Origin of the sequence: Paenibacillus sp. FSL H7-0918, assembly GCF_038007025.1 — a bacterium.
GTDB classification, from domain to species: domain Bacteria; phylum Bacillota; class Bacilli; order Paenibacillales; family Paenibacillaceae; genus Paenibacillus_AQ; species Paenibacillus_AQ odorifer.
Map to the genome: position 1 here is coordinate 1608505 of NZ_JBBOWJ010000001.1, position 24678 is coordinate 1633182.

The following is a 24678-nucleotide window of genomic DNA, read 5'->3' on the forward strand; positions in this document are numbered from 1 at the left end:
GAATCATCTCATTAAAATGCCCTGCCAGTATAATCACTAGCAAGGCATTTTTTCATGCGATCGTGTTGGGTTAGTTCAATAACAATTTCTGATTTTAGTACTCTCTTTTATTTCCCTTCTTTACGTATTCCCACTCAACCTCAACATTTTTCCTAACTCTTTGCAAAAGTTGAAACAAGACTTCCGTTTCTTTTTCAGATAATCCTGCTAACGCAACCAAGTCGGTATGGTCCCCTTCTCTCTTCAGAAAAGAGTAGGCTTGTTTACCTTTTTCAGTTGTGAATAACCTTTTTATTTTTTTGTTTGTTTCATCGTCTTTCTTTTCAATAAAACCTTGGATTTCAAGCTTCTGAATCGCACGTGCAGCTGTTGTTCGGTCCACCTTTATCATTTCCGACAGCTTTTCTTGAATAATGCCCGGATTCTCATATATCCGGACCAGATATAAATACTGTCCCTTTGTAAGCTCTAATTCCTTGAACTCTATATTACTTATGGAATCTAATGCCCTCGCTATCATTCCAACTTCACGAAGGATCTCTTTCATTCAATCACCTACCAGTTCCAATAATGTTGTATTTACAACAATATTGATTGTATATATACTTATAATTGTCGTTAATTCATTATGACGTTTTTCCTAAAAAAAACAAATACAGAATGGAGTAAGCAAGAATGAATCTTAAAAGAATTACACTAATCGAGGAACTTGAAGCTGCATTTTCAATCAGAAAAAAAGTATTTGTTGAGGAACAATGCGTTCCCCTTAATGATGAATTTGATGAATTCGATACACTGAATGGAGAATGTGAACATGTCCTGGCCTATTATGATGGGCAACCAGTTGCCACAGGAAGGATCCGCGTTCTTGATGGTATAGGTAAGTTAGAGCGTATTTGCATCCTAGAACCTTATCGTAAATTTGGAATTGGGAAAAAAATCATTTCTGCATTAGAAGAGATCGTGGTGGAAAAGGGGCATCAAAAAGTTAAATTGCACGGGCAAACTCAGGCGGAGGGCTTCTATAAGAAACTTGGTTATCGGGCTTCATCTACTGAATTTATGGAGGATGGCATCCCTCATCTTTTAATGACTAAAGATCTTTCTGCTTCAAAAGAATGAAGAAGTTTAGTGTAACTACGTTTTCCATTTTCACTTGCGGGATTTTCATCTTAACCCTAGGCGTTTCACTAACAATAATCTCTGACCTTGGAGCGTCACCTTTTGATGCACTTTTAGTGGGTCTATCCAAAAATGTCGGTCTTACAGCAGGCAGTTGGGAAGTGCTGATCGCATGCCTATTGATTGGATGTAATTCATGTTTATCCAAGCAAAGACCGGAATTATTAGGGCTGGTAACTGCATTCATAGCAGGCTTAGGTATTGATATGTGGCTTTTTTTGTTTAACCATCTGATCGAGCCTAATCTGTGGATCAGTAAAATTGCTTTTTATGGTTTAGGCTTAATCGCAATTGGATTAGGTACATCCATTTATTTATACGCAAATTTCGCACCGATTCCAGTGGACCGGCTAACATTAGTACTGCAAACGATAACTAGGCTTAGTATACTATTTACTAGAACAATCATTTATCTTGTTTTCTTATTTGCCGCCATTATTTTCAATGGGCCTATTGGGATTGGCACTCTACTTACCATTTGTTTAGGCGGCTTAATTCTTAATTACTTTATGCCACTTACACAGAAAGTCTTGGACCGATTGCTACAACATTAATAGCGAACTCCGCTAAAGAAACTTGATTTATACAACAAACCATAATCTTATCATTGGGAGTGAATAATTTGGAGATTAGAATCGATAACTTAACCGGAACCGAAATCATAGCATTGATCAGTGAACATCTTCAGAGCATGTTTGAGCAATCTCCCCCAGAGAGTGTACATGCGTTGAATTTAGATAAATTAAAAACACCTGAAATCACCTTCTGGAGTGCCTGGGAGCAGGGCGAACTCTTAGGTTGCGGTGCTCTTAAAGACTTGGGTAGCCATCATGGTGAAATCAAATCCATGCGTACTTCTACCAAGCATCTTAGGAAGGGCATTGCATCTAAAATGCTTGCCCATATTATTAAAGAAGCTAAGCAACAAGGCTATCGGCGGCTGAGCTTGGAAACCGGATCCACTGAAGGGTTCGAAGCGGCTAGAAAACTATATGAACAATATGGGTTTGAATACTGTAGTCCGTTTGCAGATTACATTGAAGACCCCTATAGTGTTTTTATGACGAAAGAATTATAAGTACTGTAGAGGTGCTTACTTGACTACTAATCAATGGATACCGATTCTCGCAGCGTTCATCGGAGCCTTTTGCTGCTGGATTACGCTCCTTAATAAACGTAAGAACAAATAGAATCACAGATAATAAAAGATAAAAAAAGATAAAAAAAGACTCCCAAATGGGAGCCTAAAGGTTGACACATTATTTTTTTGGAATGTATTTCCAAATCTTAAATGTAAAACATGTAATTGTCAGCCAAACTCTCTTCTTTGTAGTTAATCAAATCATAAAGTGTTGTGGAATCCAGCACATCGGCAATACTGTCGCGAATACGCAACCATAAATCCCGTTTCGCTGCATCGTCCTCTTCCGTGAAGTCTACAGGAGAGATAGGACCCTCCAGCACACGGATGATATCACCGGCAGTGATAGCATTCGCCTCACGAGACAAAATGTATCCGCCATATGCTCCACGAATACTTTTTACAAGTCCTGCATTGCGCAGAGGAGCAATTAGTTGCTCCAGATAATGCTCGGAAAGACCATTTTTCTCAGCGATACTCTTAAGTGAAGTTGGTCCTTCACCAAATTTCAGTGCAAGCTCCATCATAATTGTTAGTCCGTAACGACCTTTGGTTGATATTTTCAAAGGGGCACCTCTTTCAGTTTAATGTCTGATTATTGTATACTATTGATTCGGCAAGTCATTTGGATTGTCATATCAAGGTATTCCGATAATTACTCTCAGTTTATGTTATCATATCCGAAGTCACAAATGAAATGGAAAACAAAACATTTTACGAGAATGTTCACCCCAGGTGGACATTTTGTTGTTTCCAGTCTCTTATTTCAGAGGTTTAGAGTAGACAGGTATGTTATAATACATTTTGAGCCGGGTGTTCCATGAATGACCGGTATTTTGGGTACAGAAATGGTGATTACGATGACAAAAGCAAAACAAGACACCCGTGTCGTCGTCGGCATGTCCGGAGGGGTCGATTCCTCCGTCACGGCGCTTCTGCTCAAGCAGCAGGGCTATGACGTCATCGGCATCTTCATGAAGAACTGGGACGATACCGACGAATTCGGAGTATGTACGGCCGAAAGCGATGCAGAGGATGTTCGCCGCGTATGCGAGCAGATTGATATTCCTTACTATACCGTTAATTTCGAGAAGGAATACTTTGATAAGGTATTTTCTTATTTTCTCGATGAATATAAGGCCGGCCGGACGCCAAATCCTGACGTCATGTGCAACCGCGAGATTAAGTTTGGAGAATTTTTGAACAAAGCTCTTCAGCTTGGTGCCGATTATGTCGCAACTGGACATTACGCACGTGTTATAGAAGAAGATGGTGTGTACAAGCTGCTCCGCGGCGTAGACAACAATAAGGATCAAACCTATTTCCTGAATGCACTGGGGCAACATCAACTCTCTAAAACAATGTTCCCTATTGGACATCTGCCGAAACCTGAAGTGCGGAGAATTGCTGAAGAAGCAGGACTTTACACTGCCAAGAAAAAAGATAGCACAGGCGTCTGCTTTATCGGCGAGCGCAACTTCCGCGAATTCCTCAGCCAATATCTCCCGGCACAAGCTGGCGATATGGTTGACATAGTAACTGGAGAGATCAAAGGCCGCCACGACGGACTTATGTATTATACGTTAGGCCAACGCCAAGGCCTTGGTATTGGTGGCTCTGGCAACGGCGAACCGTGGTTTGTAGCTGAAAAAGATCTTAGCCGCAACATTCTTTATGTAGTACAAGGAGACAAGCACCACAGCCTGTACTCCACTAGCCTGATTGCTTCCGGTGTTAACTGGATTGACGGTCAAGCGCTTGGGCAAGAGCCGCTGAAATGCACCGCCAAATTCCGGTATCGCCAGCCAGATCAAGGCGTGACCCTTACAGCGCGTGAAGATGGAACGATTAATGTAGCCTTTGATGTTCCACAAAAAGCGATCACACCTGGTCAAGCCGTTGTCTTCTATCTCGGGGAGCAATGTCTCGGCGGCGGAACGATAGAATACGCGGAGAAGGTTGTTCCTTCAGCACAAGTGTGAATGTAACCCAAGTTTCTATAAAAGCTTGATCTACAAGTAATCGTAGTAACTCACAATATCTAACTAACATACCAAAAGCACGAAATAGTTGTATTTAATACAGCTATTTCGTGCTTTTTTATTTCTTTTTGGGTTTTAGTTGCACATTGTACAGTTAAACTGAGCTTATATCTCAATAAGTATCCATATACTGATAAATAGTTGTATGAAGTGCAATTAAATTACGTTGACGCGGCTAGAGCCTATTTTAGTTGTAGGAAATACAATTAAAATGGACATGAAGCCACAATTAGTCGAAGTGCAGTCGCTAACCAGCCAATAACAAAAAAAGCCCCAGCCAAATGGCTAGGGCTTCCCTCATTTAGACTTTAAGGCTCAAGTCCCCATGCTAGAGCACCATTCAAGTACAACGGCACATGATTCCATTCCGTGTACGATGTTTTGGTAGGGTCATAAGAGTAGTCTCCAACCTCGTTGTAATTACTCCAGTCCGTTTTGTTGACCCGGATCTGGATATCACCCGTGTTGGCTCCCGGTGCAAGACTGCCTGCACCTGCGCCGAAGGAGATTTCTAAATAATAGTCCGCTCCAGTTTTGGCAGGGTCTACCTTCACGAATGTTCCCTGTATATTACTTCCACCGATGTTAGCATAGTCAACATTAAATTGTTGAGGTTTATCGCCATCAATCGTGTAATAATACCGCAGCTTTACATCGCTAAGCGCTACAGCCGTATCCCCATTGTTAACAATTTGCAGCTGCGGGCGGAACTGATTATCTCCCGGATTGGTATCACTTGTCCGGTACTTCACCACCAAATCTCCTTGTGCCGGAATCGGTACATCCATAGGCTTGGCGTGAACCTCAGGCGAATTCGGGCTCTCTCCAACCACGTTGGAAGCACTAACTACATAGTAATAATCCGTACCGTTAACCACGGAAGTGTCACTGTAAGTAGCTTGAGTGACAACAGCCACATCGCTGTAAGGGCCACCAGTTGTTGCAGCTCTTTTCACAGTATAGCTTGTAGCTCCAGTTACGTTGTTCCAACTAAGATCTACAACTTGGTTACCAGCGACCGTACTTGGTTTGGAAGGTGCTTTTGGAGCTACTGGCTCAGTAGGCACGCTGCTGTTGATCAATCGATCGTATTCTGCATAAGCAGTTGCCATATCTACTTGCGACCAGAAGCGATGGTAGGTAAATTCAGGGGCTCCATTGTCCCATGTTTTAGTCACTTTATTAAAAGAAGTATTGTATTTGTCCAGCAGATATTGCCACTTAGAGTCATTTACGATATTTGGACGGATATCGGTATAGCTTGCATATACCCCATTTCCGCCTTTAGCAGGATCGGAAGGCACTGTTGATGTACCAGGGATCGTATTTCCTTGGCCGAATGTACCTGTCCAGCCGCTTGGGAAATAGACTTCTTTAGTGAAATAGCGAGAATAATCTGCACGGCTTTCGGTAGTTGCAATACCAATTCCATCGTTATAACCCCATGCCGTGTCTAACAAAGATTTAGCCAGTACCTGAGCTTCTCCTCCCAGAGTACTGTAGCTGCCATGTTCAGCTTTGGTGCCAGCCGCATAGAAGGTAAGTGCCTTAATATAGCTGCCCAGTACACCTGTATCTTGGCTTGGACTCTTAGTTACGGCTTTCAGGTTACTGTTTGCGGCAGAACCACTGAAGCCATTCCACGTATTAGGTTGTCCTGTCCATTCCACATTACCTGGAATCCAGAATTCTCCTGGTGCAGAGACTGTAGCCACTTGTGGATTGGCGCCTCCAAGAATTCGATTTCCTTGGCTGTTCAGATAGTAACCTTCTGCATCCGTAACTGGACGTTTGTTGGCAAAGGCATAATCTTTAGACCAATCTACCCAATTTTCTATAACTTGTTTTGCCATTTGGAAGTTTTCAGATGTAGTGTCTCCGTTAGAAGCAAGGATATAGTACAGCTCCGCTACCCGCTCCACACTCCATGCCTGCATTCCGAACCAGTTATTGGATGGAGGATCGTGGTAGACTGGAGCTTCGTCATAGGCCATGCCATAAAAAGTACTGGTTCCAGCTGGATAAGCCTTGTAGGCGCCTTGATAACTATTGGTCGCTCCACCGGCAATTGCCCCTTCAGAGGACTGCAGCCAAGTATAAAATTCCAATTGACGTTTCAGAGAGTTTTCCCAATCCTGCCCAGCTGTAGCTGATGACGGAATCAGACCACCATCCGAATCAGAAAGTGCGTAGGCAGCCACGACATTCTGATACCCTTGGTGGGCATGGCTCGCACCGATTCTCCAAGCCCAGTTTCCTGTTGCTCCAAGTCCACCGCCCCATGCGGTATACCAAGCCAGAAGATATTGATTGGAATCTTTGCCAGTCCCGGCATCAGGGGTGCCGTCAGTAGCTGCACTTCCTACTTTTTGGAAGTATTTATCATACATACCGTACCGCAGGAAATCGCCCATTTTCTTAGCTTTATTCAAATACACTGTATTGTTGTAGCCGAGCTCTTTAGCCCAGTACATTGCTTGCACTGCCCGTGCATCGGCATCTGTAGCATTCGTGTAACGCCATTGAGCGGAAGGCACGTTAGCTTCTTTTGTGAACAGGCTCATGAAGCCTTCGTTTGCTTTTCCGAACGTTTTGTCATCTTGAGACGGGTGAGGGACCGCCTCCCAAACGGACTCTTGTTCACCCCGTTGGAATGTATTCACATAAGCGGCTGTATGCGTAGGATTCAGCAAGTTGCCGAAGCCGTACCAGTTGTCCACGTCTACCAGCCAGTGCATCAAGTAGGTCTGGTTGTTGCCATACGTCGCCTTCAATTCAGCATCTAGCGGATCTTTACCTGCTGTATACTGGCCACCTAGCTGACTTGGATACTGATCCGGCTGAGCATGCTCCGCTGCATACGTAGCCGGGCTGTTCGGATTGTAATAACTCATGGTTGGCTGTTCTTCCTTGCCATCACCTTCGTTAATAGGAATGATATATTTCTCCATGTTGTCCCAAGCTGATTCCAGCTTAGTCCAGTCCCCTGTGTGATAACCATAGAGTACCTCAAGCCACATCCAATAACTGTAAGCTTCCGAGGTCGTCATATGTCCGTAATCAGGGGCTTCACTCATCAAGGTCTCTACCGCATGATAAGGTACTCCTTCGGCAGAGAAATAACCATTTGCGGGGTCTTTTAGCTGCGCATATAATTGCAGAAATCGCGTCTGCTCCGTAGTTGAAGCGTGAGCAGTCTGAGGTCTAAAATTAAATAGACCGGTCATGAGTGAGAGAAACAGGACTGCGGCCATTATTACAGAAACAGGCTTCTTTATTAAGCTCAATTTCATCATCTTAGGCAAGCTCCCTCTCTTGGATATATTTATGGTTCTAAGCCCCATACAAGTGTTTCACCTTGATAAAGTGTAACCTTATTCCAATCGGCAAATGTCTGCTGAACCGCGCTGTAGGAATAATCATCCGTTTCATTATAAGCCGTCCAGTCCGTCTTATTGGTGCGAGCCTGAATCTCGCCGCTATCTCCACCAGGCGCTATACTTCCAGCCCCTGCACCAAAAGAAATCTCCAGATAATAATCCGCGCCCGTACTGGCGGGATTCAGCTTAACAAAACTGCCGCTTAAATTACCACTGCCCACTACAGCATAATCACAATGAAACTGTTGTGGTTTATCCCCATCCACAGTGAAATAATAACGCAGCTTCAAGCCGCTAAGTGCCACAGACTCGGTTCCTGTATTCATAATTCGGAACTGAGGGCGCAGCTGTCCATCACTGGCATTCGTATCATTCGTACGATATTGCACCTTCAAATTTCCCGTTGTGGGCTGTGTCGGTTCTTGGGGTTTAGCACTAACCTGTATAGATGGCAAGCTCGCCCCTACACTATTCGTGGCAGTGATCACATAATAATAAGTGGTTCCGTTCACCCGTCCACTATCCATGTAATCCGTTCCCGTGACATTCTCAAGCACCGTATACGGGCCTCCACTCACTTCACTGCGTTTAACGGTATATTCACTGACCCCGCTAATCGCATTCCAAGTCAAATGGACAGTCCCATTACCTGCTACAGCCTGAACATTAGTCGGACGTGCAGGGACTTGAGGTTCTCCAGGTTGTCCGCCACCCGCTGGAAGTTCTCCATACATGTGCACACCTGCTTCAAACACCGGAATGTTCGCTGTTTTTACAGGAGTTACTCCTTGAGCTGCCACCCCTTGGAATGAAAAATCATTAGCATTATTCCAGAAGTTAGTGTTCAGCGGAGCTGCAATTCGGAATTGAATCTCCTTACGATGAGCAGATTGTCCACCCGGATAAATCAAAGTACCTGTAAAATCAACCTTAGTATAGTAGATATGGTTAGCTGCATCGTAAGGCTGAAGTGCAGACACCGTTCCACCCTGATTGTAGCCTCCCGCTGTAACCGTAATATCCTCAGGACCATAACCAGCCGCTATCGCTTCACTAAGATCCACATAATAGTTAAAAGACATCTCTTTACTGGCCCTTGCCGGCCAGCCCGTACGGTTATTCAGCAATGCTCGAATCTCTACAAAGTTGCTGCCACTAGCATTCACAGAGGCTTCGACAAACATCTCATCTTCACGTGTCTCTGCAGGTGGAAATTGTGCAAGGGGCTGTTGCCCTTGTCCATGCAGCAGCACCATTTTTGCAATAGCTCCTGTAAAAGCTGCATTGTAATCGGTTGCAACTTCATTCGAGACATAATCGTTAATGGAGTCGGTGTAGCTGTCTGTTTTGGACGGGCCTCCAACTAGCGCTCCGTACAAGACATGGCGATGATTTACCGGAACGCTCTGACTATCATTCCATGATCCATGTGAGGTTCGATGATGGGGATGCTGAGGAGAATTGTTACCAAAACCGATAACATAACTGCTGTTTCGTGGATTGTCGCCAAGCATATACGTAATTTGTCTCTCCGCGAAAGAGCGCGCCGTATCTTTCTTCACCGGATCGCTCACCCAGTCTGAGTAAACGAAGGCCATAAAAGCCTGATTGGCTGCATAACGCAATGCGCCCCATTGATCCAGATGGGCTAGTCCGCCAGGTGTATAGGCAACACGGTCACTTGTTCCACCCACTCCAGTCGTCCAATACTGCATATTCCGTTCAGTGGATTGAATGAACTTGGTCTGCCCGGTGATTCGTGCCAACAGTAATTGAGCGCCATAATGCTTGTCGTCCCAAGACTGTGTCCACTGATACCCCCAGTTTCCAGCCTGATTCGTTCCCCATTGATCGCTTGCTGCAATAGCCTTATTGAGATACTGCTGATCGTTAGTCGCCAAATACAACCAGACAGCCCCCCAGCTCAATTCATCCGCGTAACCGCTCCAAGAATTATAATATTGTTTGACGTCGGTAATGCTGTCGGAATAGGAGCCGCGATAAGTGTCTGCAAAATTGTAAAGCTGTTTAGCATGCAGCAGCAGCTTGTCCGCGTATACGGCATCCGTATCCCTGAAAATAATGGATGCTGAAGCTAACGCTGCAGCTGTTTCTGCGGCAAGATCTGATCCGGGATGAGTGGCATCAATTTTGTAGGAAGGTCTCTGCATCTGCATGACTTCTGCGGGTCCCCACCAATTATGATCGGTTGTTCCGTTACCAACTTGTCCCCACAGCTCGTTAGGAGCGGTATGAGCTTTCACAAAATAATCGGTTGCCCAGCGAATATTGTATAAAATTTCCTCCAGCTGCCCAGACCCCTCATATCCTTGCTTGTACTCATAAACTGACCATGCCAGCATCGTTGTAGAATAAGCCATAGGCAAACCGAATTTAACGTGATCACCGGCATCGTACCAACCACCAGTCAGATCATGTCCCACATCCGCCCCGTCCAAAAGACCGGAATCGCCCCGCCATTCCACCCGATTGTTATCTGGCAATTCACCAGACCGCTGGGTTTCGTAGAAATAAATAGATTTTTGTAGAACCTCCGCATAGTTGTAGTCTCCGGCCGCTGCCTCTGCTATCGCCGGTTGAAATGCAGCATTTGAACAAAATGTAAGCGTAAACAACAAACTGAACACCAGTCCTTGTTTCCTATACCTCTTGATCATTTCTACTGCCCCTCTCTTCAGTGAATGCCACAAGAAAGATTACACCTCAGTCCCGTAACACCTCCCTCACTTGAATCAGGTACCTGTCATTGCGATCATCCACTCACCTCACTCTAAGAGCTATATTTAAGCGAAAGTTTCGCTCTCATCCAAAATATACCATATCTTTCATTAAAACACTATATTTTTACAGTAAATAATGCACAAAATATAGGAATAATTGTTAATTTAACGGAAAATAAAAAACAGCAGCTCAGGATTTCTCCTTGAACTGCTGTTCATTAATCCCCTCTTACTGAGCCACCGCAGCTTTATCTGCAGAAACCGCAATGTCGTTATAATAGAGTCCGGTTCCATCACCAATTGCAAAGTTTAGAACACGGTTATTAACCGGCACAATCACAGCACGATAAAGTGTTGGGAATACTGGAATCTCATCAACCATAAATTGTTGCCACTCTTTATAGATTTCTTTACGTTTGTCTACATCAAATGCAGCCTCAGAGATCCCTTCGGCGAGCAAACGATCGTTCTCTGCACTGGAGTAACGTGGGAAGTTATAGATTGCATCTTTGCCATACAGACCTGATGGGTCAACGTCAATCCCTACCCCCCAAGCACCTTGGTACACATCAACAGTAGGATCATCCTCACCATTTTGACCTATGCGATCATAGAAGGTATTAAACTCTACCATTTCCAAAGTTACATTCAGACCAATCGCTTTCCAGGATTGTACATAATATTGAGCCAGCGGCTCAGCAATGTCTCCACCAGTCATCGAAATGAAATTAATCTTCAGCTCGCTGCCATCTGGATTCGTTCTAAATTCACCGTTTAATTTGTAACCAGCGTCATCCAGGATCTTTTTAGCTGCTTCTGGATCAAAAGCTACGCCCGGATTGGTAGTATCATGGAATTCTGGATGGGACGGTGGAATCAAGGTAGTCGCATTCCAACGCAGACCATTATAGAACTTTTTACCAACAGTATCATTGTCAACCGCAGCCCACATTGCTTTACGAAGATTCACATCCGCCATTTTAGCTTTAGGATCGGTAACAACCTCTTTTTTCGTTGCATCCCATTTGCCAAGCTTAAATCCAATATACGTATACGCACGGTCAACCGCCCCGAGATACTCAACATTTGATAGCTTCGCATTATCTGGGAATTGATCAATAGGGAAGGAATCCACCAAGTCAACTCCACCAGATTTCAGTTCTTGTACAATCGTTGTTGGGTTGATAACCTTCAAAATTACTTTATCCAGTTTAGGGGCTCCGCGCCAGTAATCTTCATTCTTAACAAATACTACAGACTCACCAGGAACGATACTCTCTACTTTAAAAGCTCCGAAGCCAATTGGCTTTTGGCGGACTTCAGGGGAAGAGGAGATTTTGGCAACATCCATGCCGCCAAAGATATGTTTGGCTAATGGATAAATCCATACGCTACCCGTTAACAAGGAAGGTGTAGATTGCTTATAAGTAATTTGCAGTTTCTTATCACCCAGCACTTTAATCCCGGATATGGTTTTGGCCTTACCGGAATGGTACTCATCCATGCCTTCAATATTAGTGAAGTCAGAACCGTAACGAGGACCATCATAAGCAGGATTACCAATAACTTCATGGGCGAACAACCAGTCTTCAGCCGTTACTGGCTTACCATCCTGCCAGTTTACATTGTCGCGAATCGTAAAGGTAAAGGTACGTCCATCTTCTGCAACTTCATAAGTAGCCGCACCATCATTAGTATAAACATAGTCTTTATCCCAAGTTAACAAACCTTCATCAAACCAGTTCAGAACTTGAGCATCTGGATCTCCAGAATAGAAGTTCCAGTTCAAAGTGCCTTCAAATGGACTATCGGAAACAAGTCCAAATGTAATTGTCCCTCCGTCAATAGCTTCACCTTGGTTAGTCTTAACGTTACTGAAATCTTTAATGTTATAAAGTCCGTCTTCTGCCTCAGGCGCGGCCGTTGCTTCTGCGGTTGCCGCAGGTGCGCTGGCGTTAGGAGCTGCTGTTGATTCAGCCGCTTCGTTGTTGTTCTTGGAGCCGCAAGCCGCAAGAGCGAACAACATTACAAACATTAATGAAACTAGTAAAGCTTTTGAACGAATGGCTTTTCTCATTTAATCATTTCCTCCCTTATTATCCTTTTCTTTGTCTTGCGTCGGTCGCACGTTTTAGCGCTTGACCCACATTATTTATACTCAACATCAATACCAGGATCAGCAATGATGCGGGTAACCAGATCCACCATCTGAACTCAAGAGTCTGCGGATTTCTCGCATAACTTACTAGAGTACCCAGACTGGGTGTACTTTCTGGAAAACCAAAACCTAGAAAGGATAGGCCTGATTCCAATCCAATATTAGCTGCCAGATTCAAGGTCATTGTTACGATAATGATTGAGCTTAAGTTCGGCAGAACTTGCGTAAACATAATTTTTAGATTGGAGGAGCCTAGGGTCTTAGATGCCTGAACATAATCCAATTCCTTCTCTTGTAATGTCTTGGAACGAATGAGCCTGGCAATCCCCATCCAAAGAAATGCTGTCATGATAAAGGAGAAGGTCAACGTATTGTATTTAGGAACTGCGCTGACAAAAGCTATAACAATCATTAGAAAAGGTAGAATCATGAAGAAATCTACAATACGCATCGCGACATTATCTACCGTTCCCCCAAAGTAACCTGAGACTAAACCTACCAGAATACCGATAATTCCCGTAAAAAATGTAACCATAAAGGCAATAGACATGGAATTTCGTGTTCCTATAATTAATTGACCGAATACATCCCGTCCTCCATAATCAGTCCCCAGCCAATGCACAGCCGAAGGCTTCTCATATAGGGCGAACAAGTCAACCGTGACAATTTCTTTCTGATCTAAAAATAAGGAGATCCCATATACAGCAGCAATAATCGTAAATAGGAAAATCAACGAGACCAGTGCCAGCTTATCCCGCACCATCTCCCGCCAAACAATTTTGAAGCCCGATGGACTTTTATCAGTTTCCTGCAGCAGAGCTATCTCTGCGCTCGTCTTTGCCATTTCATTCACCCCAAAGTGTTCATCTTCTTATTTAATCCGGATACGAGGATCTACGATACTTAAAATAATGTCTGATAACAACGCACCGACGATGGAAGCAACCCCATACAGAAGAACGAGGGCTGTTACCACGCTGAAATCCCGAATCGTTATCGAACTTAGAAACAGCAAACCCATTCCTGGATAGCTGAAGATCGTTTCAACGAACACCGTACCACCGATTAACCCAGTGATCTCATATCCAAAAAATGCAGCGATCGGCAGCAAGGAGTTTCTCAAAATATGACGATTGTATACGCGTGACTCCGAAGCCCCTTTAGCTCTAGCAGTGAGAATGAAATCTTTTTGCTTCGTATCAATGATCTCATTTCTCAGATATTGTACGGTCCCAACCGTTGCAATTAGCGCCATAGATAGCGCAGGCAGAAGCAGATGATAGAATTTACTCCAGAAGTGACTTAGTGTACCTGGAACTTCCCCGGGACTGACACTGCCGCTGGTAGGAAACCAATGAAAATGAAATCCGAAAACCCATACCATTAAAAGTGCAAAAATAAACAACGGTGCAGCAAATCCAATATAGGTATAGCCAGTTATCAAGCGATCCAGCCACGAATCGTTATAACGTCCGCTGGTAATACCAAGCGGGATAGCAATAAGGTATGTAAGAATCAGCGTAACAATGGCCAGCCAAAGTGTATTCATCAGGCGTTGTCCGATTAGCTCTGAGACCGGCATTTTGAAACGGAAGGACTGGCCGAAATCCCCTTGTATCGCTTTAGTGATCCAATCCCAGTACTGGATGTACCATGGATCATTTAGACCGAGCTTTTCTCTCATCGCATCAATGGCCGCCGGATCAATATTCGGATCGAGCATTCCTGAGAGTGCGTCACCAGGCATCGCCTTCGCCATAAGAAAAACAAGAATACTTAATAGAACTACCTGAGGGATCATTATAAGAATTCTACGAACGATAATCTTCCACATATTCTCAACCTTTCTCAGGCAAGGCTACCAGATGAGTCTCGGAAATTGATTTTAATGGATAAGCCATGCCTTCTTCATCAAAATAATTCCGGTGCGCTTGTTCATATTCCTTGCTTACTGATTTTCTGAATTCCGTCTGCTTTTCTCTCTGTTTCGGATCAATATCAGGAATGGCGGCAATGAGTCGTTTGGTATAAATATGCTGAGGATTGTCAAAAATATCTTTAGCAGTCCCTTGCTCCACATGTCGTCCTTTATACATAATCCCTATGTGATCGCACATATGCCTGATGATCCCGAGATCATGACTGATAAATAGAAAAGTAAGATTCAGCTCTTTTTGAATGTCCTGCATGAAGTTAAGCACCTGTGCCTGTACTGAGACATCTAGCGCAGATACCGGCTCGTCAGCAATAATAAGTTTTGGCTTGAGTGCAATTGCTCTGGCAATTCCGATCCGCTGCCGCTGGCCGCCAGAAAATTCATGCGGATATTTCAGGATGTTCTCAGGACTTAAGCCTACTTGTAAAAGCAATTCCTGCACCCGGCGTTTTTCTTCCCCTGGAGACATTTTTTCGAAATTACGCAACGGTTCTGCAATAATATCGAGTACACGCTTCTTAGGATTTAAGGAAGAGTACGGATCCTGAAAGATCATCTGAATGTCTTTGCGGACATTTCTTTGCTTTCGTACACCCCTCAAGGCCAAATCTTGCCCTTCAAAAATCACGCTGCCGCTAGTAATAGAATTAAGACCTATAATCGCGCGACCCGTTGTCGTCTTTCCGGAACCAGATTCACCAACCAGACCATAGGTTTGCCCAGCTTCAATGGTAAAATTAACATTATCGACAGCCTTAACTACGCCAACTTCCCTTCGAAAAACACCGCCGTGGATCGGAAAATGTACTGCTAAATTTTTAACCTCAAGAAGTCCCATTGTGGATTGCCTCCTCGTTAGTATCAGGGAAATGGAAATTGTTATAACAGGTGCAGCGAACGAAATGTCCGGGTGCGACTTCATGCAGCTGTGGGTTCTCCTCATGCTCCGATTCAGGAATCCAAGGCGTCCGTGCCGAGAAACGGCAGCCCTTACGCGGAAGGTTTTGCAGTGGTGGAACAATCCCCTGAATCACATGCAACCTGGATTTTTCTTCTTTTGCCGTTGGAATGGAGTTTAATAAGGATCTCGTATATGGATGTTTCGGATTAGACGTCAACGTAAAAATATCTGCGATTTCGACGATTTGTCCGGCATACATCACCGCAACACGGTCAGCCATTTCGCTTACAACCCCTAAGTCATGAGTGATTAAGATAATGCCTGCTTCCATATCGTTTTTTAATTTTTTAATAAGTTCAAGGATTTGTAATTGGATAGTCACATCTAGTGCTGTGGTAGGCTCGTCGGCGATCAAAAGCTTGGGTCCATTGGCTATCGCAATGGCGATAACCACCCGCTGCCTCATGCCACCGGATAATTCGTGGGGGTACTGCTGATATGTATGCTCTGGACGGGAAATTCCAACCTTGGTCAAAAGATCAATGACCTTCTCTTTTCGCTGTTTCTTAGAAAGCTTGGAATCATGTAGGATAAGTACTTCTTCAATCTGTGAACCGATGATCATTAGCGGGTTTAAAGCGGATAAAGGATCTTGAAAAATCATAGACATTTCTTGGCCGCGCAGCTTGTTTAGTGCAGCAGGAGACATAGTAACGATGTCCTGGCCCTTGTATTTGATTTGTCCGTCAATTCTGGCTCTGGTATGCAGCCCCATAATGGAAAAGGCGAGCGCACTTTTTCCTGAACCAGATTCTCCAACGATAGCCAGAATTTCATTTTTGCGAACAGACAGGGTAACATCATCAACCGCAGCATAATAGTCGTCTGCAATTCTGAACGATGTCGACAAATTTTTGATTTCTAGTAGTTCTTCGCCCATATTCATCACCCTAACGACAAGGATTTCAAAATTAACACAATGAAAATATTATGTAAATTTTGATATAAATAGTGTTGATTTTCATGAAACATTTTGAAATAACCAATGTGATGATAATTAACACTGTTAAGAATACTACCAGTAGTTCAATCGGAAATAAAAATGAACATCTCGTAACTTTGTAGTTCATTTTAATTAACTTATGGTAAATTATCAATCTTTTCCTATAAAAAATTTTCAATCGATGTGATTAAAAGTAACGTAGGCAACAAAAAAACGGCTCTAGGCCGCCTTTTTTTGGGAATTATTTAGTTCGACTGAAAGTTAAAATCTTTGGCTTTCCAGCATGAAATTGGAAGGTATTACAGTCGCTAGCGGCTCACTGCTCCCGCCGAAGCTTTTGATTATGACGAATCTTAATCTCATTGCCTTGCTCAGTAGCTTGATAAAAAACACGCTGAGAAATCTCCTTAGGCAAATACTCTTGCTTCACATAATGCCCCGGAAAATTGTGCGGATATTGATATCCTTCATGCCCTAACGCAGTTGCACCTTTATAGTGCGTATCACGCAGATGCAGCGGTACCTCCGCTGATTTGATCTCATCCATACTTGCCATTGCATTGGAAATAGCCATAACCACAGCATTAGACTTCGGACTTTCCACTGCAAAAAGAATAGCTTGGGCAATGTTCAGCTTCGCCTCTGGCCAACCATTGTTTCGATACGCATCCAGCGCACTCACCGCTTGAACCATAGCTTGGGGATTAGCCAAGCCGATATCCTCACTGCTGGCTGCAATCAGGCGCCGAATAAAAGTCATAGGGTCCATTCCAAGCTTTTCTACCGCATACAGAAACCAAAACAACGCGGCGTCGCTGGAACCGCGAATACTTTTATGAAAAGCGGATAGCACATCATACTGCGTAGATTCATCAGCCTTCACAATGGGGCGCCGAATGGATTCCTCCGCCACCTCCAGCGTGATATGAACACTTCCATCAACTTGTGGTGCGGTAGTCAGGGCTGCCAGCTCCAGTGCATTTAGTGCCCGCCGGATGTCTCCATTAGCCATTGTTGCAATATGCAACAAAGCCTCCTCATCGACCTGAAGCTCCATAAATCCAAGACCTTTCTCTTTGTCCGCCAAGGCTCTGCGCATCGCGATCAAGCTGTGTTCACTCGTTAATGCCTCCAGCTGAAATAAGGTGGAGCGGCTCATAAGCGCCCCATTAACATAATGGAACGGGTTCTCTGTAGTCGCTCCAATGAAGGTAATAGTCCCTTTTTCTACTGCTGGCAAAAGCGCATCCTGGCGTGAGCTATTAAATCGATGCACCTCGTCCAGGAACAGGATCGTCTTAGTGCCGTACAATGTTTGATTGTTCTGAGCTCGCTCAATAACCTCCCGTACATCCTTCACGGTAGCTTCCACCGCATTCAGACGTACGAACTCTCCTTGCGTGTGATGAGAAATAATATGCGCGAGTGTCGTCTTGCCGCATCCCGGGGGGCCATAGAGCAAAATCGAAGAGACTTGATCCGCCTCAATCGCTCTTCGCAGCAGCTTCCCCCGACCTATGATATGCTCTTGACCAATATATTCATCAAGATTCTCCGGTCTCATCCGGTCCGCAAGCAGCCGTCCGCCCCCGGTGTCCTCTCCGAAAGAAAATAAATCCATAACTCCACTTCCTTGCTATATTCTTGTAAAAGCTCAATGTAAATCCTCTCTATCATACCATATCACAGGGAAGGATTAGGATGCCCTGCCGGGTCAAGGTAACAGTATCAGCATAGACTTATTTTACGCCAAAATAAAAAGAGCATGATCTCGTCTTAGAAAGGCGGGAGCCATGCTCTTTTTTCAAAATATAAGAAAGTATAGGTTTCACGCTATACTTTATCCTTATGATTTCTCGCATAACGCTTACCGTCCTTCTAAGGACACCAGAGGCGTTTATGCTTGAATTGCAAGCTAGCAATTTACTGCCAGCCGCATTTTTGATATGATTTTACGAATGCTTTCTTCCGATAGATGGTACTTCTTCTGAAGTTCCGCTACGGAATCACCGCTTCGATGACAACTGAAAATTTCCTTGTTCCGGTTCGCTATTTCTTTCCTCGAACCGCTGTTCTCGCCCCATCGAACCCGCTCTTCCGTCTTCTTTGGGATGTAGAGCAGTTCACCTTGGATGTATCCCTGAAGCTCTTCGAGCAAGCCAGGGGGGAGCACATCCTTCCCATTTACATAACTCAACTTGCATTTCCTCCTTCAACAGGTGTGTCCCTATGCGTCGGTCAACTAAGTTTTTAGTTATAATCACGTCACCTGCCTCCTTTCTTCTCCTCATATTTGGAAAAATCCGTAATTTCATTATATAAAAACCTTTTGGTAGCGTCTACATTCGATTTCATAAATTTCGTTCTTATGGATAAGTGTGGTACTTCTTATGTTAGTAATAAGGAGGCCGTAAGGCCTCCTCGCTTTAAGCAGGTTTCCGTCTTAAACGGAAACCACCTCGTATACTGAAATCATTTCAATCAGCCTCCTTCCAGAAGTGTTCTTGCCCGGCCGGACACTTATTATTAAGCCATACCTATGGGGGAGTTACAAGACCAAGAACAGTTATAACCATTCTCCACCAGTCTTACTCTCCCTCAGAATCGCTTCCAGCCGCCGTTTGCACATAGGAAGGAACTTCCCCATTATGGAGCAGCCACAGCTCATGGAGAGCACGTGTACAGCCGACATACATCAGCTTCGCGTCCCAAGCCGTCGCTCCATAATGGTCTTGATCGGCATCTGCTAAGATCACCGCATCGAACTCCAAACCTTTTGATAAATAGACAGGCAGCACCGATAACCCGCCCTGATATTGCGTCATACTGCCATCAATCAGATGAATATCTTCAAAATGCTGTGCCAGCTCCGCATATAGTTCTGCAGCCTCATGAAGATTTCTTGTTAGGACAGCCACCGTACGGTATTCCCTTCCTGACAGAGACTTCAGTGCAGAGGTTATTGTCCGCAAGCGAGCTTGCTCATCAGCCACCAGTTCCCCGGCATCCTCGCCATAGGCGATCATACGCACGGGATCTCCACTACGAAACACAGGAACAGCCAGCAATGAGCTCTCCACACCTGAAGATAGAATTCCATTAGCGAAGTCTATAATTTCCATAGTAGAACGATAGCTGCGTGTCAGCGCGTGATAAGCCGTGTTCTCAGGGGCAAACAACGTCTGCATCTCTTCCCACGCGTGTACGCCTTTATAGGCATGTATGCCCTGCGAGAGATCACCCAGGATCGTAAAGGAATGGCCTCGCACATATAAATCCAGAACGGCAATTTGGAAAGGTGAAAAATCCTGAGCCTCATCGATTACTACATGGTCAAAGCGAGTAACGCCCTCATCACCATTCAAAAGATAATGGATATACAGCAGCGGAGGTAAATCCTCTTCACGTATGATGCCTTTTTTCAGCTCTTTTGCCGTTTCCTTCAACACAGCTGCCGGAATTTCCTCTGGCGGTTCAACCGGCCAATCCTCAGGAAGTTTAGCTGCTCGGAAAATTTGCTTATAGATCGTTAATGGATCATATTTAGGCCATTTGGCACTATAAGCCTTCTCTCGCTGCGCGCCTTTTTTCTTGCGATCCTTCATAGCAGCAGCTGAAGGACTCTTCTTCAGTTCCATCTCAATCCAGCGATGAATCCGCGCCATTACCCGTTCCTTGCGCTTGGCTGGAGGATAGGGAGCATACTCCTCATTATGCCAGCGCAAAATCATAGAACGGCGTAGCACCGCACCCTCCCACGGGCTAAAATCACCCTCAGGTACAGAGCTGCTTTCTAATAGCTCGATGCTGGAATCTATGATTCCCATCAGCACCGTGGAACCCTTGAAGCGCCCTGGTGTCTCTTCTGTAATTACCGGCATGCCGCCAGGGGTTTCGAACCAGCGGTTCATCGTCTCTGTCGCATCCTGTTCCGGCAATTCCAGTCCTAGTACATTAGCCGCCCAATCCGGAAATGTACTTTGAGCAATATTACCTACCCCGAGCTCAGGCAATACGTCCGAGATGTAATCCAAAAACATCCGGTTTGGTGCAAAAATGATCATTTTTTCCGCAGAAACCTGATCCTTGTATTGATACAGCAGAAAAGCAAGCCTGTGCAGTGCAACGGTTGTTTTACCGCTTCCTGCCACGCCCTGAATGATTAGCGCTGTATTTTTGGCAGCACGGATAATCTTGTCCTGCTCCTCTTGAATGGTCGATACGATATCCCGTAGACGATTATCCTTGTTCTCCCCAAGTCGATAGACGAGAAACTCATCTGATACAATCGGTGCATCGCTTTCCCGATTGTACGTATCCGCGACCCGCTCCAGAATTTGCTTCCGAATCACCACGTTGCGTTTGAGGTATACCAGCCCCTCTATTAATCCCTCAGGAGCTTCATAGGAGGCTGGCTCGGTACCGCCGGTAAACGAATAAAACAGGCTTGCTACCGGTGCGCGCCAGTCGATGACTAGCGGACGGTCGCTTACCTGCTCGCGGTCTACGCCGATTTTGCCTATATAGAGTGCCTTCCGTTCATTCTCATCATTGCCTTGAAAATCAAGCCGTCCGAAATAAGGCTCCTGCCTAAGCTTGGCAAGATCTTTGCGCTTCTGATCACGGTTCGCTTCCAGCACCTGTTCCGTATAGTCATGTCCCGTGTACACTGGTGTCTGCTGGAGCTTCTCCAGCAAAGTGTCAATTTCAGTAAGCGCTTGATTCAGCCTGTCTTCTTCCTCTTGATAGGCACTTTGAAAGTTGTCTTCCAATTTCAGTTACCTCCTAAAAGTTTATCGAGCTTAAATTTTCATGCTCCTACGCCCATTTCTCACGCAAAAGGATACCCATTGTAGCACAATCAGCACTTAAATACCAAATCTTTCAAATGATTTGACTAAACTTATAAGTTCTCCAACCTAAAGCACTTTGGTGCTCCTTAGCTCGCACAAGCGTCGAATGTTTGGGACAAACCAAAGGCTTTTTTGCCTTTGGTTTCAGCGTTCGCACGCATTTAGCTCCGAGCAGAGGCTTTTTTGCCTTTGGTTTCGGCGTTCGCACACGTTCGGCTCGAATCAACGGCATTTTTGCCTCTGTTTTCGACGTTCGCACACGTTTAGCTCGAATCTGAGGCATTTTTGCCTTTAATTTCAGCGTTCGCTCACATTTGGCTCGCATCAGAGGCATTTTTGTCTTTGATTTCGACGTCCAGGCACATTTAGCTCGTATCAGAGGCATTTTTGCCTCTGTTTTCGGCGTTCGCACACATTTAGCTCCGATCAAAGGCATTTTTGCCTTTGATTTCGACGTCCAGGCACATTTAGCTCGCATCAGAGGCATTTTCTCCTCTGTTTTCGGCGTTCGCTCGCATTTCGCTCCAATCAGAGGCATTTTTGCCTTTGATTTCGACGTCCAGGCACATTTAGCTCGCATCAGAGGCATTTTCGCCTCTGTTTTCGGCGTTCGCACACATTTAGCTCCGATCAAAGGCATTTTTGCCTTTGATTTCGACGTCCAGGCACATTTAGCTCGCATCAGAGGCATTTTCGCCTCTGTTTTCGGCGTTCGCTCGCATTTTGCTCCAATCAGAGGCATTTTTGCCTTTAATTTCGACGTCCAGGCACATTTAGCTTCCATCTACGGTATTTTTCCCTTTGTTTTCGAGGCTTCCACACATTTAGCCCCATTCAACGGTATTTATCCCGTAGATTTCGTCGTCTACACGCATTTAGCTCCAATCAGCCGCATTTATCCCTCTGTTTTCGACGTCTACGCACATTTGACTCCAATCAGCGGCACACGCATTTACCTCTTTGATTTCAACGCGGGCTAATAGAGCTAATAAGTGTGTAACAGGTCCCTCGCAATCAAAGAAACCGGATGCCGCACTATAGCACAGCCTGCAAAATAAAGTTAGCCACAAACAAACCAGCAATTCCATACAACGCAGGTGGCACTTCCTTCCCTTTGCCCAGCGCCAGCTTCACAATTGGGTAGGTAATAAAACCAAAAGCCATACCGTCCACGATGCTATAGGTGAATGGAATCATAACCATGATTAGAAAAGACGGGAACAGCTCGGTCAAATCACTTAAGTCCATCTCACGCACATTTTGTACCATTAGTCCGCCGATCACAATCAGGATCGGTGCGATCGCACTGTCGGGAATATAGGATAACAGCGGTAGGAATAAGAAGGTCGCCCCGAATAGAAGCCCTGTTACCAGCGAGGTGAGACCCGAACGCCCGCCCGCAGCTATTCCTGCATTAGATTCTGCAGCGGCCACGACCGGACTGCTTCCGAAAAGGCCTGCGGCGATATTAGCAAGCGAGAGCGCACGCAGGCTGCTTTTGAAGCGTTCTGGACGGCCTGCCATCATCGTCTGCGAGGCTACAAGACCGATATTTTCAAATACAACGATTAACAATAACAGGAATACAGCAATCCAGAACACCAGGCTCACAATGCCGCTCCAGTCCATTCCGAAAAATAGGCCGCCATAACCTGAGAATACATGCCCTGAGGCCTGTTTTTCCGGTGCATGTGCAGCTCCCAGCAGATAGGCTAGTCCTGTACCAACCAGCATACTTATCAGCAGGCCTCCGTTAGTTCCCCGGATAAATAACACTAAAGCCAGCAATAAAGTCACACAGGATGTAATAACTGCAGGATCACTAAAATGTCCTATGGCAACAAAAGTAGTCTGATGGGCAATCACTATCCCACTCTTTTGCAGCCCTATAAAGGTCAGAAACAGCCCTATACCGACTGTAATGGCATGCTGCAGGTTTTGGGGAATTGCCTCACTAAGAATACGATAAAGTGATGTGAAGGCCACGATAGCGAATAACACGCCTGTTATAACGACTACAGTAAGCGCCTCTCTCCAGTCCAGTTTCATGGAATGAACAAGCGTATAAGTGAAAAATGCGTTAATCCCCATCCCGGGAACTACGATGATAGGCGTCTTCCCGCCAAAAGCCATCAGCAGACAGCCGGTAATTGCGGTCAACAGTGTAGCCACCATTGCCGGTCTAAGCGGCATCCCCGCGTCATGGAGAATCGTCGCATTCACCATAACAATATAAACTGAAGCAAAATAGGAGAGAATCCCTGCAGCCCATTCCCGTTTCCAGTCATTCTCAGGCGCAAGCCCCACACTATTTCGCCAAAAATTCGATTTCATGTACAAAAACCTCCACTGATATTAAGTTCCGCAGGCGGATATTACCCGGATTATAAATCTAATAATCAGCCGTTGATCCCGGTTCAGCTATTATGCCTATTTGTGGCCTGCTTCTTGCAGAACCCGCCTGTTTAACGACAACAAAAGGGCGTACGCAGCCGGATTCCAGCTACTCGCCCTTTTGTCCATTACTCTAATCCTATAACTATAATTGAAACAGCCTCAGCTCAGCAATTCACTTACAAGCTGACGCCTCCAGCCTCAAGCAAATCCCGCACGGCAACGCTGACCATAATTAGGCCGGCTACCGGTGGAACAAATGAATTGCTGGCTGGCGGTTGTTTCGCTTTACGTCGATCCGGCGCATTCTCCGGAACAATCTTGTCCGTAACATCCTGACGTGGCTTCATTGGCGGCTCCGTAGAGAAAACCACCTTCACGCCTTTCTTAATCCCATCCTTACGCAGCTTCTGGCGAATGACCCGGGCAATCGGATCATACGTTGTTTTAGAAATGTCCGCTACCTGGAATCTTGTAGGATCCATTTTGTTGGCAGCACCCATGCTTGAAATCATAGGAATTCCACGTGCCAGACATTCTTTAATCAAATGGACCTTGTAGATAATCGTATCCGAGGCATCGATCACATAATCCGGTTTCAGCTTGAACAGTTCCTCATAGGTTTCTTCCGTATAGAACATGTTCAGCGCAATTGCTTCACATTCCGGATTAATCAGCTTCACACGGTCTACCATCAGTTCGGCCTTCTTTTGCCCAACCGTTGTAGTAAGTGCGTGGATCTGCCGATTCACATTGGTAATGTCGACGGAATCCTTATCAATCAGAATCAGTCTGCCGATCCCGCTACGAGCCAATGCCTCAACAGCCATACCGCCAACACCGCCGATACCAAGTACCGCTACTGTGCTGTTCTTCATAATCTCCAGACCTTCCGGTCCGATCGCCAGTTCCGTACGTGAGAACTGATGCAGCATGAGGTCAGCCTC

19 protein-coding genes are annotated in these 24678 nt (G+C 45.1%); 5 read left to right on the forward strand and 14 right to left on the reverse strand.

Annotated elements, in window-relative coordinates; all coding sequences use genetic code 11:
* Positions 1-94 precede the first annotated feature (94 nt).
* Entirely contained in the window at positions 95-547 is a 453-nt protein-coding gene (locus MHI15_RS07385; RefSeq protein WP_076105880.1) for a MarR family winged helix-turn-helix transcriptional regulator, read from the reverse strand.
* A gap of 128 nt (positions 548-675) precedes the next feature.
* Between MHI15_RS07385 and MHI15_RS07390 the strand changes: the two genes are divergently transcribed.
* The 3 genes from MHI15_RS07390 to MHI15_RS07400 all read left to right on the forward strand — a co-directional run bounded on the left by MHI15_RS07390 (position 676) and on the right by MHI15_RS07400 (position 2260).
* Positions 676-1122, forward strand: a complete 447-nt coding sequence (locus MHI15_RS07390) for a GNAT family N-acetyltransferase (RefSeq protein ID WP_341164290.1) — start codon at positions 676-678, stop codon at positions 1120-1122.
* Positions 1119-1736 carry a YczE/YyaS/YitT family protein gene (locus tag MHI15_RS07395; protein WP_341164291.1) on the forward strand — a complete coding sequence of 206 codons (618 nt, stop codon included), beginning with the start codon at positions 1119-1121 and terminating at the stop codon, positions 1734-1736. The genes MHI15_RS07390 and MHI15_RS07395 overlap by 4 nt, the downstream gene beginning before the upstream one ends.
* Before the next feature lie 68 nt (positions 1737-1804).
* Complete coding sequence (locus MHI15_RS07400) at positions 1805-2260, forward strand: GNAT family N-acetyltransferase (protein WP_036677596.1); 456 nt, start codon at positions 1805-1807, stop codon at positions 2258-2260.
* Between the two features lie 209 nt (positions 2261-2469).
* On the opposite strand, the gene cymR is transcribed toward MHI15_RS07400, so the two are convergent.
* Positions 2470-2889, reverse strand: a complete 420-nt coding sequence (cymR, locus tag MHI15_RS07405; protein ID WP_036677599.1) for a cysteine metabolism transcriptional regulator CymR — start codon at positions 2887-2889, stop codon at positions 2470-2472.
* A gap of 294 nt (positions 2890-3183) precedes the next feature.
* Between cymR and mnmA the strand changes: the two genes are divergently transcribed.
* On the forward strand, positions 3184-4305 hold the full coding sequence (mnmA, locus tag MHI15_RS07410) for a tRNA 2-thiouridine(34) synthase MnmA (protein ID WP_076129704.1): 1122 nt from the start codon (positions 3184-3186) through the stop codon (positions 4303-4305).
* A 368-nt stretch (positions 4306-4673) separates the two neighbouring features.
* On the opposite strand, the gene MHI15_RS07415 is transcribed toward mnmA, so the two are convergent.
* From MHI15_RS07415 to MHI15_RS07460, 10 genes are all read right to left on the reverse strand, one after another.
* Positions 4674-7658: a glycoside hydrolase family 48 protein gene (locus MHI15_RS07415; RefSeq protein WP_081390569.1), complete on the reverse strand. Its 2985-nt coding sequence runs from the start codon at positions 7656-7658 to the stop codon at positions 4674-4676.
* Positions 7659-7690: 32 nt separating this feature from the next.
* Complete coding sequence (locus tag MHI15_RS07420; RefSeq protein WP_341164292.1) at positions 7691-10423, reverse strand: glycoside hydrolase family 9 protein; 2733 nt, start codon at positions 10421-10423, stop codon at positions 7691-7693.
* A gap of 292 nt (positions 10424-10715) precedes the next feature.
* The gene (locus tag MHI15_RS07425; RefSeq protein ID WP_076218485.1) at positions 10716-12563 is read right to left on the reverse strand and encodes an oligopeptide ABC transporter substrate-binding protein; all 1848 of its coding nucleotides are present in this window, start codon (positions 12561-12563) and stop codon (positions 10716-10718) included.
* Positions 12564-12582: 19 nt separating this feature from the next.
* Positions 12583-13488, reverse strand: a complete 906-nt coding sequence (locus tag MHI15_RS07430) for an ABC transporter permease (RefSeq protein ID WP_076129671.1) — start codon at positions 13486-13488, stop codon at positions 12583-12585.
* 27 nt (positions 13489-13515) lie between these two features.
* Positions 13516-14478, reverse strand: coding sequence for an oligopeptide ABC transporter permease (opp4B, locus tag MHI15_RS07435; protein WP_036677612.1), 963 nt, complete (start codon positions 14476-14478; stop codon positions 13516-13518).
* A gap of 4 nt (positions 14479-14482) precedes the next feature.
* Positions 14483-15418, reverse strand: coding sequence for an ABC transporter ATP-binding protein (locus MHI15_RS07440; protein WP_036677615.1), 936 nt, complete (start codon positions 15416-15418; stop codon positions 14483-14485).
* Complete coding sequence (locus MHI15_RS07445; protein WP_076129669.1) at positions 15405-16421, reverse strand: ABC transporter ATP-binding protein; 1017 nt, start codon at positions 16419-16421, stop codon at positions 15405-15407. The genes MHI15_RS07440 and MHI15_RS07445 overlap by 14 nt, the downstream gene beginning before the upstream one ends.
* A gap of 379 nt (positions 16422-16800) precedes the next feature.
* On the reverse strand, positions 16801-18105 hold the full coding sequence (locus tag MHI15_RS07450) for a replication-associated recombination protein A (RefSeq protein WP_076129668.1): 1305 nt from the start codon (positions 18103-18105) through the stop codon (positions 16801-16803).
* 294 nt (positions 18106-18399) lie between these two features.
* On the reverse strand, positions 18400-18681 hold the full coding sequence (locus MHI15_RS07455) for a CD3324 family protein (protein WP_076129667.1): 282 nt from the start codon (positions 18679-18681) through the stop codon (positions 18400-18402).
* 391 nt (positions 18682-19072) lie between these two features.
* Positions 19073-21256, reverse strand: coding sequence for a HelD family protein (locus MHI15_RS07460; protein WP_076129666.1), 2184 nt, complete (start codon positions 21254-21256; stop codon positions 19073-19075).
* A 395-nt stretch (positions 21257-21651) separates the two neighbouring features.
* Here MHI15_RS07460 and MHI15_RS07465 point away from each other — a divergent pair, with 395 nt between their 5' ends.
* Positions 21652-22317: a hypothetical protein gene (locus MHI15_RS07465; RefSeq protein ID WP_341164293.1), complete on the forward strand. Its 666-nt coding sequence runs from the start codon at positions 21652-21654 to the stop codon at positions 22315-22317.
* A 55-nt stretch (positions 22318-22372) separates the two neighbouring features.
* Here the strand turns inward: MHI15_RS07465 and MHI15_RS07470 are convergent, their stop codons facing one another.
* Both MHI15_RS07470 and MHI15_RS07475 read right to left on the reverse strand, forming a co-directional pair.
* Positions 22373-23671, reverse strand: coding sequence for an NCS2 family permease (locus tag MHI15_RS07470; RefSeq protein WP_036677630.1), 1299 nt, complete (start codon positions 23669-23671; stop codon positions 22373-22375).
* A gap of 239 nt (positions 23672-23910) precedes the next feature.
* Positions 23911-24666 (reverse strand): tRNA threonylcarbamoyladenosine dehydratase, encoded by a 756-nt coding sequence (locus tag MHI15_RS07475; RefSeq protein ID WP_076130395.1) that lies wholly within the window; start codon positions 24664-24666, stop codon positions 23911-23913.
* Positions 24667-24678: the final 12 nt, after the last annotated feature.

Bases quoted from the DNA above. Each gene is read 5' to 3' on its own strand.
- MHI15_RS07385 (WP_076105880.1), bottom strand. From the start codon at position 547: ATGAAAGAGATCCTTCGTGAAGTTGGAATGATAGCGAGGGCATTAGAT.
- MHI15_RS07390 (WP_341164290.1), top strand. From the start codon at position 676: ATGAATCTTAAAAGAATTACACTAATCGAGGAACTTGAAGCTGCATTT.
- MHI15_RS07395 (WP_341164291.1), top strand. From the start codon at position 1,119: ATGAAGAAGTTTAGTGTAACTACGTTTTCCATTTTCACTTGCGGGATT.
- mnmA (WP_076129704.1), top strand. From the start codon at position 3,184: ATGACAAAAGCAAAACAAGACACCCGTGTCGTCGTCGGCATGTCCGGA.
- MHI15_RS07415 (WP_081390569.1), bottom strand. From the start codon at position 7,658: ATGAAATTGAGCTTAATAAAGAAGCCTGTTTCTGTAATAATGGCCGCA.
- MHI15_RS07420 (WP_341164292.1), bottom strand. From the start codon at position 10,423: ATGATCAAGAGGTATAGGAAACAAGGACTGGTGTTCAGTTTGTTGTTT.
- MHI15_RS07425 (WP_076218485.1), bottom strand. From the start codon at position 12,563: ATGAGAAAAGCCATTCGTTCAAAAGCTTTACTAGTTTCATTAATGTTT.
- MHI15_RS07430 (WP_076129671.1), bottom strand. From the start codon at position 13,488: ATGGCAAAGACGAGCGCAGAGATAGCTCTGCTGCAGGAAACTGATAAA.
- opp4B (WP_036677612.1), bottom strand. From the start codon at position 14,478: ATGTGGAAGATTATCGTTCGTAGAATTCTTATAATGATCCCTCAGGTA.
- MHI15_RS07440 (WP_036677615.1), bottom strand. From the start codon at position 15,418: ATGGGACTTCTTGAGGTTAAAAATTTAGCAGTACATTTTCCGATCCAC.
- MHI15_RS07445 (WP_076129669.1), bottom strand. From the start codon at position 16,421: ATGGGCGAAGAACTACTAGAAATCAAAAATTTGTCGACATCGTTCAGA.
- MHI15_RS07450 (WP_076129668.1), bottom strand. From the start codon at position 18,105: ATGGATTTATTTTCTTTCGGAGAGGACACCGGGGGCGGACGGCTGCTT.
- MHI15_RS07470 (WP_036677630.1), bottom strand. From the start codon at position 23,671: ATGAAATCGAATTTTTGGCGAAATAGTGTGGGGCTTGCGCCTGAGAAT.
- MHI15_RS07475 (WP_076130395.1), bottom strand. From the start codon at position 24,666: ATGCTGCATCAGTTCTCACGTACGGAACTGGCGATCGGACCGGAAGGT.